This window comes from Nonomuraea sp. NPDC048882 (assembly GCF_040649755.1).
Classification (GTDB): Bacteria; Actinomycetota; Actinomycetes; order Streptosporangiales; family Streptosporangiaceae; genus Nonomuraea; species Nonomuraea maheshkhaliensis.
Genome location: NZ_JBEZGB010000001.1, coordinates 954,454 through 968,336, shown reverse-complemented (window position 1 = coordinate 968,336; position 13,883 = coordinate 954,454). Strand labels below are relative to the sequence as shown.

Annotated in this window: 11 protein-coding genes and 2 pseudogenes; 7 read left to right on the top strand and 6 right to left on the bottom strand. The window is 70.2% G+C overall.

Annotated elements, in window-relative coordinates; genetic code table 11:
• Nucleotides 1–97 precede the first annotated feature (97 nt).
• A complete protein-coding gene (locus AB0C27_RS04155) occupies nucleotides 98–1,567 on the top strand; it encodes an aldehyde dehydrogenase (NADP(+)) (RefSeq protein ID WP_357837501.1) in 1,470 nt (489 codons plus the stop codon).
• 255 nt (nucleotides 1,568–1,822) lie between these two features.
• On the opposite strand, the gene AB0C27_RS04150 is transcribed toward AB0C27_RS04155, so the two are convergent.
• The 5 genes from AB0C27_RS04150 to AB0C27_RS04130 all read right to left on the bottom strand — a co-directional run bounded on the left by AB0C27_RS04150 (nucleotide 1,823) and on the right by AB0C27_RS04130 (nucleotide 6,603).
• Nucleotides 1,823–2,728, bottom strand: coding sequence for a 5-dehydro-4-deoxyglucarate dehydratase (locus AB0C27_RS04150; protein ID WP_357837498.1), 906 nt, complete (start codon nucleotides 2,726–2,728; stop codon nucleotides 1,823–1,825).
• A 42-nt stretch (nucleotides 2,729–2,770) separates the two neighbouring features.
• Nucleotides 2,771–3,538 carry an IclR family transcriptional regulator gene (locus AB0C27_RS04145; protein ID WP_357837495.1) on the bottom strand — a complete coding sequence of 256 codons (768 nt, stop codon included), beginning with the start codon at nucleotides 3,536–3,538 and terminating at the stop codon, nucleotides 2,771–2,773.
• A gap of 67 nt (nucleotides 3,539–3,605) precedes the next feature.
• Nucleotides 3,606–4,466: a carbohydrate ABC transporter permease gene (locus AB0C27_RS04140; protein ID WP_357837493.1), complete on the bottom strand. Its 861-nt coding sequence runs from the start codon at nucleotides 4,464–4,466 to the stop codon at nucleotides 3,606–3,608.
• Complete coding sequence (locus AB0C27_RS04135) at nucleotides 4,463–5,392, bottom strand: sugar ABC transporter permease (protein ID WP_357837490.1); 930 nt, start codon at nucleotides 5,390–5,392, stop codon at nucleotides 4,463–4,465. The genes AB0C27_RS04140 and AB0C27_RS04135 overlap by 4 nt, the downstream gene beginning before the upstream one ends.
• Nucleotides 5,389–6,603: a sugar ABC transporter substrate-binding protein gene (locus tag AB0C27_RS04130; protein WP_357837487.1), complete on the bottom strand. Its 1,215-nt coding sequence runs from the start codon at nucleotides 6,601–6,603 to the stop codon at nucleotides 5,389–5,391. Before AB0C27_RS04130 ends, AB0C27_RS04135 begins: the two co-directional genes overlap by 4 nt.
• Nucleotides 6,604–6,838: 235 nt before the next feature.
• Between AB0C27_RS04130 and AB0C27_RS04125 the strand changes: the two genes are divergently transcribed.
• From AB0C27_RS04125 to AB0C27_RS04115, 3 genes are all read left to right on the top strand, one after another.
• Nucleotides 6,839–7,633, top strand: a complete 795-nt coding sequence (locus AB0C27_RS04125) for an NAD(P)-dependent oxidoreductase (RefSeq protein WP_357837484.1) — start codon at nucleotides 6,839–6,841, stop codon at nucleotides 7,631–7,633.
• A 100-nt stretch (nucleotides 7,634–7,733) separates the two neighbouring features.
• Nucleotides 7,734–8,693, top strand: coding sequence for a LacI family DNA-binding transcriptional regulator (locus AB0C27_RS04120; RefSeq protein WP_346110177.1), 960 nt, complete (start codon nucleotides 7,734–7,736; stop codon nucleotides 8,691–8,693).
• Between the two features lie 12 nt (nucleotides 8,694–8,705).
• Complete coding sequence (locus tag AB0C27_RS04115) at nucleotides 8,706–9,641, top strand: aldose epimerase family protein (RefSeq protein WP_357837481.1); 936 nt, start codon at nucleotides 8,706–8,708, stop codon at nucleotides 9,639–9,641.
• Here AB0C27_RS04115 and AB0C27_RS04110 read toward each other — a convergent pair.
• Nucleotides 9,634–12,102 (bottom strand): SpoIIE family protein phosphatase, encoded by a 2,469-nt coding sequence (locus tag AB0C27_RS04110; protein ID WP_357837478.1) that lies wholly within the window; start codon nucleotides 12,100–12,102, stop codon nucleotides 9,634–9,636. The genes AB0C27_RS04115 and AB0C27_RS04110 overlap by 8 nt on opposite strands.
• 382 nt (nucleotides 12,103–12,484) lie before the next feature.
• Between AB0C27_RS04110 and AB0C27_RS04105 the strand changes: the two genes are divergently transcribed.
• The 3 genes and pseudogenes from AB0C27_RS04105 to AB0C27_RS04095 all read left to right on the top strand — a co-directional run.
• Complete coding sequence (locus AB0C27_RS04105) at nucleotides 12,485–13,201, top strand: HAMP domain-containing protein (RefSeq protein WP_357837475.1); 717 nt, start codon at nucleotides 12,485–12,487, stop codon at nucleotides 13,199–13,201.
• Between the two features lie 39 nt (nucleotides 13,202–13,240).
• A pseudogene (locus AB0C27_RS04100) lies at nucleotides 13,241–13,369 on the top strand (hypothetical protein); the annotation flags it as partial.
• 181 nt (nucleotides 13,370–13,550) lie between these two features.
• Nucleotides 13,551–13,880 (top strand): annotated as a pseudogene (locus AB0C27_RS04095) (ATP-binding protein); the annotation flags it as partial.
• Nucleotides 13,881–13,883 lie beyond the last annotated feature (3 nt).

The window sequence follows — 13,883 nt, the reverse complement described above, 5'->3', positions numbered from 1 at the left end:
CCGTCCATATATGTGAACAATAGCCAGATTTGTGGACAAGTTGTCGCAACTGTAAGAATTGGGCTGAATAAGTGTCAAGACTCCGAAGGGCCATTCGATGATCTACGGACACGACCCCAGGACCGGCGAGACCGTGGGCGCCGCCCTGCCCGAGACCGACAGCGCCGGGGTCGACTTGATCGTCTCTGCCGCGGCGGCGGCCGGTGCGGCCTGGCGCGCGACCCCGGCGGCTGAGCGGGCCGTCGCGCTGGAGGCCGTCGCCGACGCGCTCACCGCCCACGTGGACGAACTGTGGCAGCTCGCCGACCAGGAGACCGCGCTCGGCGAGGCGCGGCTGCGCGGCGAGGTGGCGCGGACGGCGGGGCAGTTCAGGCTCTTCGCCGAGGTGATCAGGGATGGCGGCTACCTGGAGGCCATCATCGATCACGCCGACCCTTCGCTCGCACCGCCCAGGCCGGACGTGCGGCGGATGAAGAACGCGCTGCAGGGCGTCGTGGCCGTGTTCGCGGCCAGCAACTTCCCCTTCGCGTTCTCGGTGGCCGGTGGTGACACCGCCTCCGCCCTGGCCGCCGGCTGCCCCGTGGTCGTCAAGGCGCATCCCGGGCACCCCAACACCTCCGAGCGAGTGGCCAAGATCGTACGCGAGGCGCTGCCGAACCCGGACCTGCTCGGGCTGGTCCAGGGCATGCAGGCGGGCGCCGACCTCGTCCAGCACCCCGGCGTGGTCGCGGCCGGGTTCACGGGGTCCGTGTCCGGGGGCAAGGCCATCCAGAAGCTGATCGACGACCGAGAGGTGCCGATCCCGTTCTTCGGCGAGCTCGGTAGCGTCAACCCGGTGGTCGTGCTGCCTTCCGCGCCCGCCAAGGAGGTGGCCACGGGGTTCGCCGGGTCGCTGACGCTCGGGGTGGGGCAGTTCTGCACGAACCCCGGGCTGCTGTTCGTGCCCGAGAACGACGAGCTGCGCCAGGCGATCGTCGAGGCCGTCGAGGGCACCAGCGGCGGCCCCATGCTGGCCGAGCGGATCAGGGACGGCTACCTCGGCGGCGTCGAGCGCCTGGGTGAGCTGCGGCTGCTGGCCGAGGGCAAGCCGGGAGAGGGCAGCCTGGCCGTCACGCCCAAGGTCTTCACGGCCGACCTCGACACGTTCGCCGGCAAGCTGCCGAACATCGGCGAGGAGTGCTTCGGGCCCGCGTCGATCGTGGTGACGTACCGGAACGTCTCCGACCTGCCGCCGGTGCTGGAGCGGCTCGAAGGGTCGCTGACCGCGACCGTGCACGGCACCGAGGCCGACGAGGCCGCGGAGGTCGCCGGCGTGCTGGGCCGCAAGGCCGGGCGGCTCATCTGGAACGGCTGGCCGACCGGGGTCGCCGTGTGCTGGGCCATGCATCACGGTGGGCCCTGGCCCGCCGCGACGACCACCTCCACGTCCGTGGGGGCCACGGCGATCGAGCGCTGGCTCGCGCCCACGGCCTACCAGGACTGGCCGGAGGCGCTGCTGCCGGACGAGCTCAAGGAAGCCAATCCGCTGTCCATTCCGCGCAGGGTGGATGGACGTATGCAGGGCTAGGCAGGCATACATGTGCAGGGCCAGGGCGGGCCTGAGTTCTCCCGTCCGTCCCTAGGTCCTCCCTAAGTGGTGGCGTGTGGTGACGGGGCTGGTGGCGCCGTGGCGGACAGCCCCGTGACCTGTGGCGACCGGGCTCGTGATCCGCAGCGACGGGGCTGCGGCCTTATGGCCCGTGGTCACGGGGTCCTGTCTCCGTCGTCAGTGCTGTCGGCTGATCGTGGGGAACGAGGGGCCCAGCGCGTACGCACGACCCCTTCAGGCGTCCACGAGCCCCAGACCGGTGGCGATGAGGCGTTCCAGGGCGCGCAGGTGTTCGGGAACCGGGTCCGCCAACGGCGCCCGTACCCCGCCCACCTCCAGCCCCCGCAGTCGCACCCCCGCCTTGACCAGCGACACCGCGTACCCGGGCACGAGATCGCGCAGCTCCACCAGCGGCAGATAGAAGTCGGTGAGCAGGCGCCGGACCATGACCTCGTCGCCTCCGGTGACGGCTTTGTTGAAGGCGAGGGCGATCTCGGGGGCGAAGGCGAAGACGGCGCTGGAGTAGAGGTTGACGCCGATCCCCCGGTAGGCGGGGACGGTCAGCTCGGCGGTCGGGAGGCCGTTGAAGAACGTGAAGTCCTCGCCGGCGCTCGCGCGGACGGTCAGGATGATGCGTTGCAGCAGGTCGAAGTCGCCCAGGCCGTCCTTGAAGCCGATCACGCCGGGGTGGCGGGCCAGTTCGGCCACGGCGGCGGGGGTGAAGCGGGCGTTGCCGCGCTGGTACATGACGCACGGCAGGCCGGCGGCGTCCACCACCTCGCGGACGTAGCGCACCAGGCCGGCGGCGGGGCCGGTGACCAGGTACGGCGGCATGAGCAGCAGGCCGTCGGCGCCCTGGTCGGCGGCGGCGCTGGCGAGGGCGCGCGCGGACGGGAGCGGGCCGCCGGCGCCGGCGAGAACGGGGACGCGGCCGGCGGTGGCGGTGACCGCGGTGGCCACGACGCGGGTGTACTCGTCGAGGTCGAGGGCGTTGAACTCGCCGGTGCCGCACGCGGCGAACACTCCGCCGGCCCCGGCCGCGACCCCGTCGGACACGTGCCGGGCGAGGACGGGTTCGGCGAGGCGGCCGTCGGAGCCGAACGGGGTGACCGGGAAGAACAGAACGCCGTCAAGCCGCATCAACGCCTCCTACCTCAAGGGGCCGGGAAGAACAGGACGCTGCTAGCGGATGCCCTCCCTGCGGAGAGTGGCGGCCAGCTTCCGCGTATGTCTGATCACCGCTTCGGTGATCCGCTCCACGTCGGCAGGCGGCAGCCCGGCCGGCATCGAGCAGCTGATCGCGTCCGTCGCCGGGATGCGGTAGTCGACGGCCACGGCCACGCAGGCCACCCCGGGCGTGCCCTGCTCGCGTTCGTAGGACCAGCCGCGCGTGCGGACCTGGTCGAGCTCGCCCGTGAGCTTGGTCAGGTCGGTGATCGTGTGGTCGGTCAGTCCGGTCAGCGGCTGGGGCAGCAGCGCCCCGACCTCGTCGTCGGTGAGCTGGGCGAGCAGCACCTGGCCGAGCGCGGTGACGTGGGCGGGCAGGCGCCGGCCGACGCGGGGGATGATGTGGTCGGCCTCGCGGGAGTCGCGGGTCGCGAGGTAGAGCACGTGGGCCCCGTCGCGGCGGGCGAAGTGCACGGTCTGCCCGATCTCGTCGCGCAGGTCTTCCAGGCTCTCCTGGGCGAACGGCAGCGCGGGGTCCTTGTCGAGGTAGGCGGTGCCGGTCAGCAGCGCGTGGGGCCCGATCCCGAACGCCGATCTGGCCGCGTCGGTCTCGACCCAGTTGAGCTCGACCAGGGTGCGCATGAGAGCGTGCAGGCTGCTGCGCGGGAATCCGGTGCGCTGCTGGAGCTCGGACAACGTCAGGTGGTCGTGTGAATCTGCGAGAGTTTCCAGGATGCGTACGGTCCGCTCGGCGGACTTGACCAGCTGGGGCTCCATGCTCATCCCATCTCGTATCCATCGGCGGGCTCGGGCATCCAGGATATGGGATGCCGTCCAGATACATGGACGCTCAGCCCTTGACCGCGCCGCTTGTCAGACCGCGCATGAACTGCCGCTGGAACGCCAGGAACGCGATGATCGACGGCAGCAGCGCCAGCAACGAGGCCGCCAGCAGCACGCCGATCCCGACCTCCTCGTCGGAGCGCAGGGAGCGCAGCGCGATGGGCAGCGTCCACATGTCCGACTGCGGCGCGACGATCAGGGGGAGCAGGTACTGGTCCCAGATCATCGTGAAACCGAAGACGCCGATGACGCCGAGCGCCGGGCGGCACAGCGGCAGGATGATCGTGGCGAAGATGCGCAGCTCTCCCGCGCCGTCGATGCGCGCGGCCTCCTCCAGTTCGACCGGCACCTCCTTCATGAACTCGGTCATGACGAGGATGGAGAACCCCCAGGCCCCGACGGGCAGGATCATGCCGGCGTACGTGCCGATGAGGTTGACGTGCAGCAGCGGCATGTCGGCCAGGACGAGGGAGAGGGGGATCGCGATGATCTCCTCGGGGAGCATCATCGTGGCGAGCATGAGCAGCATCACGAACGTCATGCCGCGAAACTTCTTGCGGGCCAGCGAGTACGCCGCGAAGACGCTCACCAGCACCTGCAGCAGCAGCCCGAAGCCCACGACGATGAAGGAGTTGAGCAGGTACAGGTAGACGTTCTTCTCCTGGGCCTTGATGAAGTTCTCCAGGGTGAACTCGTCCGGCCACAGGGAAAAAGAGGTGGGGTCGAGGGTCTTGTTGAAGGCGCTGATGAGCAGCCCGACCAGCGGCCCGGTGAAAACGACCACCATAGCCCCATAAATCAGGAACTTTCCGGTGGTGGCCAGCGGGCCGCGCCGCGACTCCAGGCCCAGCGCGCTGTCGAACCTCATGTCGCCTGCCTCCTGCGCAACATCTGCACGATCACGGTGAGCGCCAGCGTGGCCAGGAACAGCACGATTCCGCCCGCCGAGGCGACCCCCAGCTCGTTCTTCTGGAACCCGAGCTTGTAGATCAAGGTCATCAGCACTTCGGAGGAGCCGTTCGGGCCGCCGTTCGTGAGCACGTACACCTCGACGAAGACCCGCAGGCCGCGGATGGCCGCCAGCGTGAACAGGATCCAGAACACCGGCCGCAGCGCGGGCAGCGTGATGTGCCGCAGCCGCCGCCAGGTGGAGGCGCCGTCCACGGCCGCGGCCTCGTACAGGCTGCGGTCCACGCCGACCAGACCGGCCAGGAAGATCATCATGTCGTACGGGGTGCCGCGCCAGATGCTCATCAGCATGATCGACAACAGCGAGGAGTCCTCGCTGGCCAGCCACGGCTGCGGATCGACGCCGGCCCAGCCGATCACGATGTTGAGCATCCCGCTGTCGGCCGGGTGGAACATGATGCGCCACACCTCGGCCACGGCCGCCATCGTGGTGACGACCGGCAGGAAGGCCGCGGTCCTGACGAACCACAGGTAACGCGCCGGCCCCTCGATGAGCAGCGCCAGCCCGAGGCCCAGCACGATCGAGCCGAGCGTGGTGCCGAGGGCCAGCACGACGCTGTGCCAGATCGCCGCGCCGAACTCGTCGTCGGTGATGATCGTCTGGTAGTTCTGAAAGCCGACCCACTCGTCACCGAGAAACGTCTGGACCTTGAACAGGCTCTTCCACAGGCCCACGAACATCGGGATGAACTTGAAATACAGGAAGAGCAGCAGCGCGGGCGCCAGGAACAGCCAGGCAATCAGCGGTCCCCGCCACCGCGCCGATTTCGGCGGGTGGCCGGGAGCCACCGTCCGGCCGGACGCCGGGGCGAGTGTGGAGGTCATGACGCTTTCTGGCTCTGCAGTTCCTGGGTGAGTTTCGTGTTGAGCTCATCCATCGCCGTCTTGACGTTGGCGGAGCAGTCGGCCCAGACCGCGTTGATGGTGTCGGCGGAGGTCTGGCGGATCGGCGCCCAGTTGGGCACCGGCGGGGCGTAGACGGCGTTCGCGTACGACTCCTGGAACACCTTCCAGCGCGGGTCCTGCCGCTCGGCGGCCATGTCGACCGTGGTGTTGACCGGCAGACGCACGATGGCGCCGTTGGCGTCCTTGTTCATGCCGATCTTCTGGCCCTCGGGCGAGATGGCGAATTCGGCGAACTTCTTCTGGTTGTCCGGGTTCGGGGACCCGGCCATCATGTAGACGTTCTCGCCCTCGCCGAGCGTGCCGGGGCCGCCGGAGGGCCCCTTGGGCACGGGCAGGACCTCGATCTTGTCGGTGCCGATGCTGTTGACGAACCTGGCCAGCACGTACGGCCCGACCAGGTAGATGCCGCCCTGGCCCTTCTCGAACACCTCGTGCGTGACGGTGGTGTCGTTGCTGACGGCGCCCGGGTTGACGGTCTTGGTCTTGCAGAACTGGTCCTGGAGGAACTGCACGGCCTCCACGGTCTTGGGGTCGTTCACCGTGGCGGCGTACTTGCCGCCACCTGCGGCCTTGATGAAGTCGCCGCCGTTGGCGTAGATGAGCGAGGAGGCGTACCAGGAGGCGTAGCCGCGCTTGGTGCCCGCGGGGGCCACGAAGCCGGCGGTGTCCTTCTGGCCGTTGCCGTCGGGGTCCTTCTCGGTGAAGGCGACGGCCAGTTTGGCCAGGTCCTCCCAGGTCTCGGGCGGCTCCATGCCCACCTTCTCGCGCCAGTCCTTGCGCACGATCAGCGCGAACGACTGGGCCGAGAACGGGGCCGCGTAGAACTTGCCGTCGGCCCCGGTGGCGGCCGTCCAGGCGGTCTCCGCGATCTGGTCACCGCCCTTGAGCGCGGCCTTGTCGACCGGCGCCAGCCAGCCCTGGGTGACCATGTTGCCGAGTTGCGCGGTGTCGTTGATGACGATGTCGGGCAGGTCTTTCTGCGCCGCCTGCTGGTTCAGTTTGGTCTCGAAGTCGTCGAAAAGGGCGACGACTTTCGTCTGTACGCCACTGGCCTTGGTAAAACCCTCGGCCAGCTTTACGGCGGTCTTGGCGGAGTCGGAATCGGGTGGTTGCCTGATCCAGATCTCCAAGGCGTTGTCGGAACTAGACGATGATCCCCCGGACCCGCAGGCTGTCACTCCTAAGGCCAGAGCCGCGGTCATCGCGGCTCCCAGCAGACGACGTGACATCAGACCGCCTCCTGTTCACATATGTGGACATGAGTCGTGGACTTGGATGTGTGCCTGTGAACGTAACTAGTGGCATGGCTCACGGTCAATATTCAAGGATGTGAATTTCAGTCAGATTCGTGTACATCATTGAGGCATGCGCATTCTCATGACAGGGGCCTCGGGAAAGGTCGGGACGCTGCTCCGGCCGCGACTCGCGCGTGAGGGCCGTACGCTGCGGCTTTCCGACATCCAGCCGGTCGAGCCCGGGCCCGGCGAGGAATGGGTGACGGCCGACCTGACCGACCCGGCCGCCGTGGCCGAGGCCGTGAAGGGCGTGGACGCCGTGCTGCACCTGGGCGGCCAGAGCAGGGAGCACCCCTGGGCCGACATCGTGCAGGCCAACATCAACGGGACCCAGGTGCTGCTGGAGGCGGCGCGGAAGGAGGGGGTCGAGCACGTCCTGCTCATGGGCAGCCACCACGCGGCCGGCTACCAGACCCGTCCCGAGTCGGGCGCGGACCTGCCCGACTACGCCTTCCCCAGACCGGACACCTTCTACGGCGTGAGCAAGGTCGTCATGGAGGCCCTCGGCAGCCTCTACCACGACCGGTTCGGCATGAACGTCACCGTGGTCCGCCTCGGCACCTGCAGCGAGGCCCCCGCCGACACGCGCGGGCTGGCCACCTGGATCTCGCCCGACGACCTGACCCGCCTGGTCGAGGCCGGGCTGAGCGCGACCGGCTACCACGTGGTCTGGGGCGTCTCCGACAGCCCGCGCCGCTGGTGGTCGCTGGAGGAGGCCAAGGCCATCGGGTTCGAGTCGAAGGACAGCTCCGAGCCGTTCGCCGCCGCCCTCATCGAGGCGCAGGGCGAGCCCGACCTGTCCGAGCCGCTGCACCACCGCGCGGGCGGCGTCTTCACGCTGAACGAGCTCGGCGGGAAGTGGTGAGCTGACCCGCCTGCCGGGGCAACCGGTTGCAAGAACCTTGACGGCGCCGGCTATGAACGCCAAGGTTTGATCTGGCAACCGTTTGCATGGGAGGACGGCCATGGCGGCGACGATCAAGGACGTGGCCCGCGCCTGCGGTGTCCACGTCTCCACCGTGTCCCGGACGTTCTCCGCGCCGCACCTGGTCAATCCGGCCACCAGGACCCGCGTGCTGGCCGCCGCCGACGACCTCGGCTACCGGCCCAACCGCGCCGCCAGGGCGCTCACCACGGGGCGCACGTACAACATGGGCCTGATCGTGGCCGACATCGCCAACCCGTTCTTCCCGCCGCTCATCAAGGCCGCCCAGGCGCAGGCCAGAGGCCGTGACTACCACGTCTTCGTGGCCGACACCGACGAGGACCCGCGGGTCGAGGAAGAGCTGATCAGGACCTTCGCCAAGCAGGTGGACGGCGTCCTGCTGTGCAGCCCCCGGCTGTCGAACAAGATGATCGAGCGGCTGGCGGAGGACGTGCCGTTCGTGGTGGTCAACCGGCGCATCAAGGGCATGCCCGCCGTGCTCATGAACGTCGCCCAGGGCACCAAGCTCGCCCTCGACCACCTGGCCGCGCTCGGCCACCACAGGATCGCGCTCGTGTCCGGCCCGATCGGCTCGTGGACCAGCAACGAGATGCAGGGCGCGGCCGCCGAGGCGGTCGGGCTCGACCTGGTCTTCTTCGGCCCCAACCAGCCCACGGAGGGCGGCGGCCTGGCCGTGGCCCCCGAGGTGGCCGCCTGCGGGGCGAGCGCGGTGCTGGCCTACAACGACCTCCTCGCACTCGGGCTCATCGAGGGGCTGTCGGCGATGGAGATAGGGGTACCAGACCAGATAAGTGTGATCGGGTTCGACGACATCCTTCCGGGACGGCTCAACCGGCCCAAGCTGACCACGGTGGCCATGCCGGCCGCGGCGGCGGGAAGGATGGCCGTCGACCTGCTGCTGCAGTCGGGGGGAGAGGGCGCGACAGTGACCCTCGACACCGACCTCATCGTCCGCGAGTCCACGGGAAGGGCCCCATAAATGAGCGCCGTCATGAACTTCGGAACGCTGCCGTCGGGCCGGCAGGTCGAGCAGGTGGAGCTGGCGTCGGGACGGCTGCGCGCCGACGTGCTGAGCTACGGCGCCGTCATCCGCAGGCTGGAGGTCGACGGGGTCAACGTCGTGCTCGGGCTGGACACGATCGACGACTACCTGACCCGAAGCCGCTACTTCGGCGCGGTCGTCGGCCGTTACGGCAACCGCATCGCCCACGCCCGCTTCACCCTCGACGGGACCGAATACCGGCTGCCCGCCAACAACGGCCCCAACTGCCTGCACGGCGGCACCGAGGGCTTCGACAGCAGGGTGTGGACGATCGCCGCCCAGAGCGACGCGTCGGTGACCCTGACGCTGACCAGCCCCGACGGCGACCAGGGCTTCCCCGGCACGCTGACGGCCTCGGTCACCTACACGCTGGACGGCGACGCGCTGCGGATCGACTACGCGGCCGAGAGCGACGCGCCCACCGTGGTCAACCTGACCAACCACTCCTACTTCAACCTCAAGGGCGAGGGCGACGTCCTCGACCACGTGATCAGGATGGACGCCGCCCACTACCTGCCGGTGGACGACGACAAGATCCCCACGGGGGAGCCGGCGCCGGTCAAGGGCACGCCGTTCGACTTCACCGAGCCGCACGCGGTGGGCGAGCGCTACGACGGCGGCTACGACCACTGCTTCGTGCTCGACGGCGGCGGCATCGAGGTCAAGGGCGGCGGGCTGACCATGGAGGTCACCACGACCGAGCCGGGCGTGCAGTTCTACGCCGGTGGCATGCTCGACGGGGTGCAGACGCCGTACGGGCCGTTCGCGGGGCTGTGCCTGGAGACGCAGCACTTCCCCGACGCGCCCAACCAGCCGCAGTTCCCCTCCACCGTGCTGCGTCCCGGCGAGCGGCGCACCTCGACCACGACGTACCGGTTCATCTGACCGGCCGCAGGGCGCCGGACGCCTTGATCACCAGCAGCGCCATGTCGTCCTGGGCCGGCCCGGCGGCGAACGTCTCGACGGCGTGGCGCACCCGTTCCGCCACGGCGTGGGCGCTGAGGCCCGTGCAGCCCGACAGCAGCTCGGCCAGCCCGTCGCCGTCGTCGAGCAGCCGGTCGCCGTCGCGGCGCTCGGTCACGCCGTCGGTGACGCACAGCAGCACCTCCTCCGGCGCCAGCTCGAACGTCTCCACGTAGAACCTGGCGCCGGACTCGATGCCGAGCAGCAGTTGCGGGGTCGCCATGGCCTGGACCTCGCCGCTGGCCCGCAGCAGCAGGGGCGGAGGGTGGCCGGCCGAGGCGATCGTGCACAGCGCGCCGCCCTGCGGCAGCGGGGTCAGCTCGCCGCACAGCAGGCTGAGGAACCTGCCCTCGTCCCCCTCGTCGAGCAGCGCCTGGTTGAGCCGGCCGAAGATGTCGGCCACCGTGTAGCGCTCCTTGGCCAGCAGGCGTACGGCGTGCCTGGCCAGGCCGGTGACCGCGGCCGCCTCGGGGCCGCTGCCGCACACGTCGCCGAGCGCGAAGCACCAGTGGTCGGCCACCGTGAACAGGTCGTAGAAGTCGCCCCCGACGTCGGCGCCCTCCTCGGCCGGCTCGTAGACCACCGCCGACTCCAGACCCGGCATGGGGGCCACCCGCATCGGCAGCAGGCTGCGCTGCAGCACGCGGGAAGTCGTCGCCTGCCTGGCGTACAGCATGGCCGTGTGCAGGTTGAGCGCCACCAGGCGGCACAGATCGGCCAGCAGGTCGGCCAGCTCCAGCGGCAGCGTCGGCTCCTTACGGCCGATCACCAGCGCGCCGTGCGACCTGCCCTGCGTCAGCAGCGGGAAGGCCAGCACCGTCTCGGGGCCGATCGGCCAGGCCACCTCGTGCAGCGCGGTGCGGGGGAGGGCGGGCAGCGACTTGCGCAGCGCGGAGTTGCGGCTCTCCTCGCTGTGCCAGACGTGGGCGAGCCTGGTCATGCCCGCCAGATCGGTCAGGTAGACCGCCGCCCACATGGCGATCTTCGGCACGACGAGCTGCGCCGTCAGCGCCGAGATCAGCTCCTCGTCGTGCACGCCCGCCAGCAGCTCGCCCGCCTCGGCCAGGAACGACAGCCGTCCCCGGTGCGCCCGGTCCCGCTCGGCCAGCCGCTCGCGCTGCACCGGCACCGCCACCTGGTCGGCGATGTGCTGCAGGCTGACCGTCAGCTCCTGGTCGAAGCGCGCCGGCCGCGCGGCCGTGACCACGAGATAGCCGATCACCTCGCCGGACACCAGCAACGGCGCGCACGCCAGCGACCTGGCGCGCAATTGCTCGGCCAGCTCCACGTCCGCGGCGAGCAGGTCGTCGATCAGCGCGGGCGCCTTGCGTTCGGCGCAGAACACGCCCTTGGCCAGCACCCCGACCATCCCCGCCGTGTCGCCCGCGCCGGCGGCCACGCCGAACTGGCCGCCGGTGTCGGCGGCCAGCAGCACGTAGGAGGCGTCGCCCGCGCTGGACACCTGCACGATCTGGACGATCGTGGTGAGCAGGTCGGCGAGCGGCATGTCGTGGTCGATCAGGTCCTTGATCCGCCGGCCCGCCTCCCTGCGCAGCGGCTGGGGCGGCGGTGTCAAAACGTGGCGGTGGTCGCCGGCCACGATCATCCAGATCGTCCTGCGCTCCCCGGCGTGCCCGCGGGTGCGCAGGTGGGAGACGTAGACGGGGACGAGCCCGCCGTCGCGGTGCCGCATCCGCGTCTCGCCCCGCCAGCGGCCGAGGCCGAGCGTGTCGGCCAGCGACAGCGCGTACGGGCCCGCGCCGCGCCAGGCCACCAGCCCCTTCAGCGACCGGCCGACGACCTGCTCAGGCGCCCAGCCGAGCAACTGGGCGGCCTCGGAGTTCCACGACTTCACCACACCGTCGAGGTCGCAGACCACCACGCCGACGTGCAGGGTCTCCAGCGGCGCCACGACCGGCGCGGCGACCGGGCCCGCCGGGCCCGGCAGGCTCTCCTGCTGCTCGCAGCCCTCGCCGATCTCCAGCCGCACCCAGACCCGCTTGGCCGTCCTCGTGTACGTCACGCCCCAGGCGTCGGCGAGCAGGTGGGCCAGCGCCAGGCCGCGGCCGGAGGTGGCCGGCTGCTCGTCCTCGTCGGTGGCGGGCGGCGGGGCGCCGGAGATGGTCCGGCCGGGGTGGTGGTCGTCGACCTCGATCTCCAGCCTGGCCGGGCACGCGTCCACGTCGAGGCGGCAGGTCAGCTCGACTCCGGTGCCGGCGTGGACCACCGCGTTCGTGACGAGCTCGCTGGTCAGCAGGACGGCGTCCTCGGCCAGATGGGCCAGCCGCCACTCGGCGAGCACCTGGCGTACGAACTTGCGGGCGTGCGCCGGTGCGTGGGGACTGCCGTCGAAGGCCGTGCTCGACACCTTGGTCGTGTCCACTCTGCGTCCTAGAACATCACTCGATGTGGCAGTTCGGTCACTCTCAGAGTGGCAGACTGATGCCGTTGATGCCTCCAGTTGTGAAGAAGGCCGCGATGGTCACGCAGTTGGAATCCTCTAATGCACATGGACCGCTCCACCCGGCGGATCTCCGCCCGCTGCTCGTGGCCCTGCGCGGGCTGCGTGACGGCAACTTCAAGGCCAGGCTCGAACTGCCCGGCGACCCCTTCCTGGCCGAGCTGGCGACGACGCTCAACCAGGTGCTCGACCGCAACGAGCACCTCTGCGGCGAGCTGACCCGCCTGCGCACGGAGGTGGCCAGGCGCGGGCGGCTCGACGAGCGGCTCAGCCCCAGCCCAGGCACCGGCGGCTGGCGGTCAACGTGGCCGCCGTCAACACCCTCATCGACGCGCTCGTCATCCCCGCCGCCAAGGCCACCAGGGTGCTCAACGCGGTCGCGGACGGCGACCTGTCCAAGCGGGTCGATCTGCAGGAGGACGACCGGCCGCTGCGCGGCGGGCTGCGGCTGATGGGCAAGGCGGTCAACCGCATGGTCGAGCAGCTCGCGCTGTTCTCCGGCGAGGTGACGCGGGCGGCCCGCGAGGTCGGCACCGAGGGCAGGCTGGGTGGCCAGGCCGAGGTCGAGGGCGTCTACGGCACCTGGGAGCGCCTGACCAAGAACGTCAACCAGCTGGCCGGCAACCTCACCACCCAGGTGCGCGCCATCGCCGAGGTGGCCAGTGCCGTCGCCCAGGGCGACCTCAGCCGCTCGATCAGCGTCGAGGCCAAGGGCGAGGTCGCCGAGCTGGAGAACAACGTCAACCTCATGGTCGCCAACCTGCGCGAGACCACCCGCGCGAAGGACTGGCTGGAGAGCAACCTGGCCCGCATCGCGGGCCTCATGCAGGGGCACCGCGACCTGGTCGAGGTCGCCGACCTGATCCTGCGCGAGCTGACGCCGCTGGTCAGCGCCCAGTACGGCGCCTTCTTCCTGGCCGAGGCCGCCTCCTTCGACGGCTCGCTCGCCTTCATCGCCGGCTACGGCGCCGCCCACGACGTGCTGCCCGGCCAGGGCACCCCGGGGCCCGGGCTCATGTAGCAGGCGGCCCTGGAACGCAAGCGCATCCTGCTCGGCGACGTGCCGGCCGGCTACATCAAGGTCCACACCGGGCTCGGCGAGGCCGCTCCGGCCAGCGTCGTGGTGCTGCCCATCGTGTTCGAGGACAAGGTGCTCGGGGTGATCGAGCTGGCCTCGTTCAGCCGGTTCAGCGACGTGCACCTGGCCTTCTTCGACCAGTTCGTGGTCACCATCGGCGTGGCCATCAACACCATCATCGCCAACGCCCGCACCGAGGCGCTGCTGTCGGAGTCGCAGCGCCTGGCCCAGCAGCTCCAGGGCCGCTCGGACGAGCTGCAGCGCCAGCAGGCCGAGCTGCAACGACGAGCGCCGGCTGCAGCAGATCCTGCGCAACCTGCTGTCCAACGCGGTCAAGTTCACCTCCTCCGGCGAGGTGCGCATGGTCGTCTCCGTCGCCGGGGACAGGCCCGACCCCGAGGGCCGCCCGATGCTCGCGTTCGCGGTCAGCGACAGCGGCATCGGCATCGCCGCAGACAAGCTGCCCGCCATCTTCGGGGCCTTCCAGCAGGCCGACGGGACCACGAGCCGTAAATACGGGGGCACCGGCCTGGGCCTGTCGATCAGCAGCGAGATCGCCCGCCTGCTCGGCGGCGAGATCCACGCCGCCAGCAGCCCCGGCAGGGGCAGCACCTTCACCCTCTAC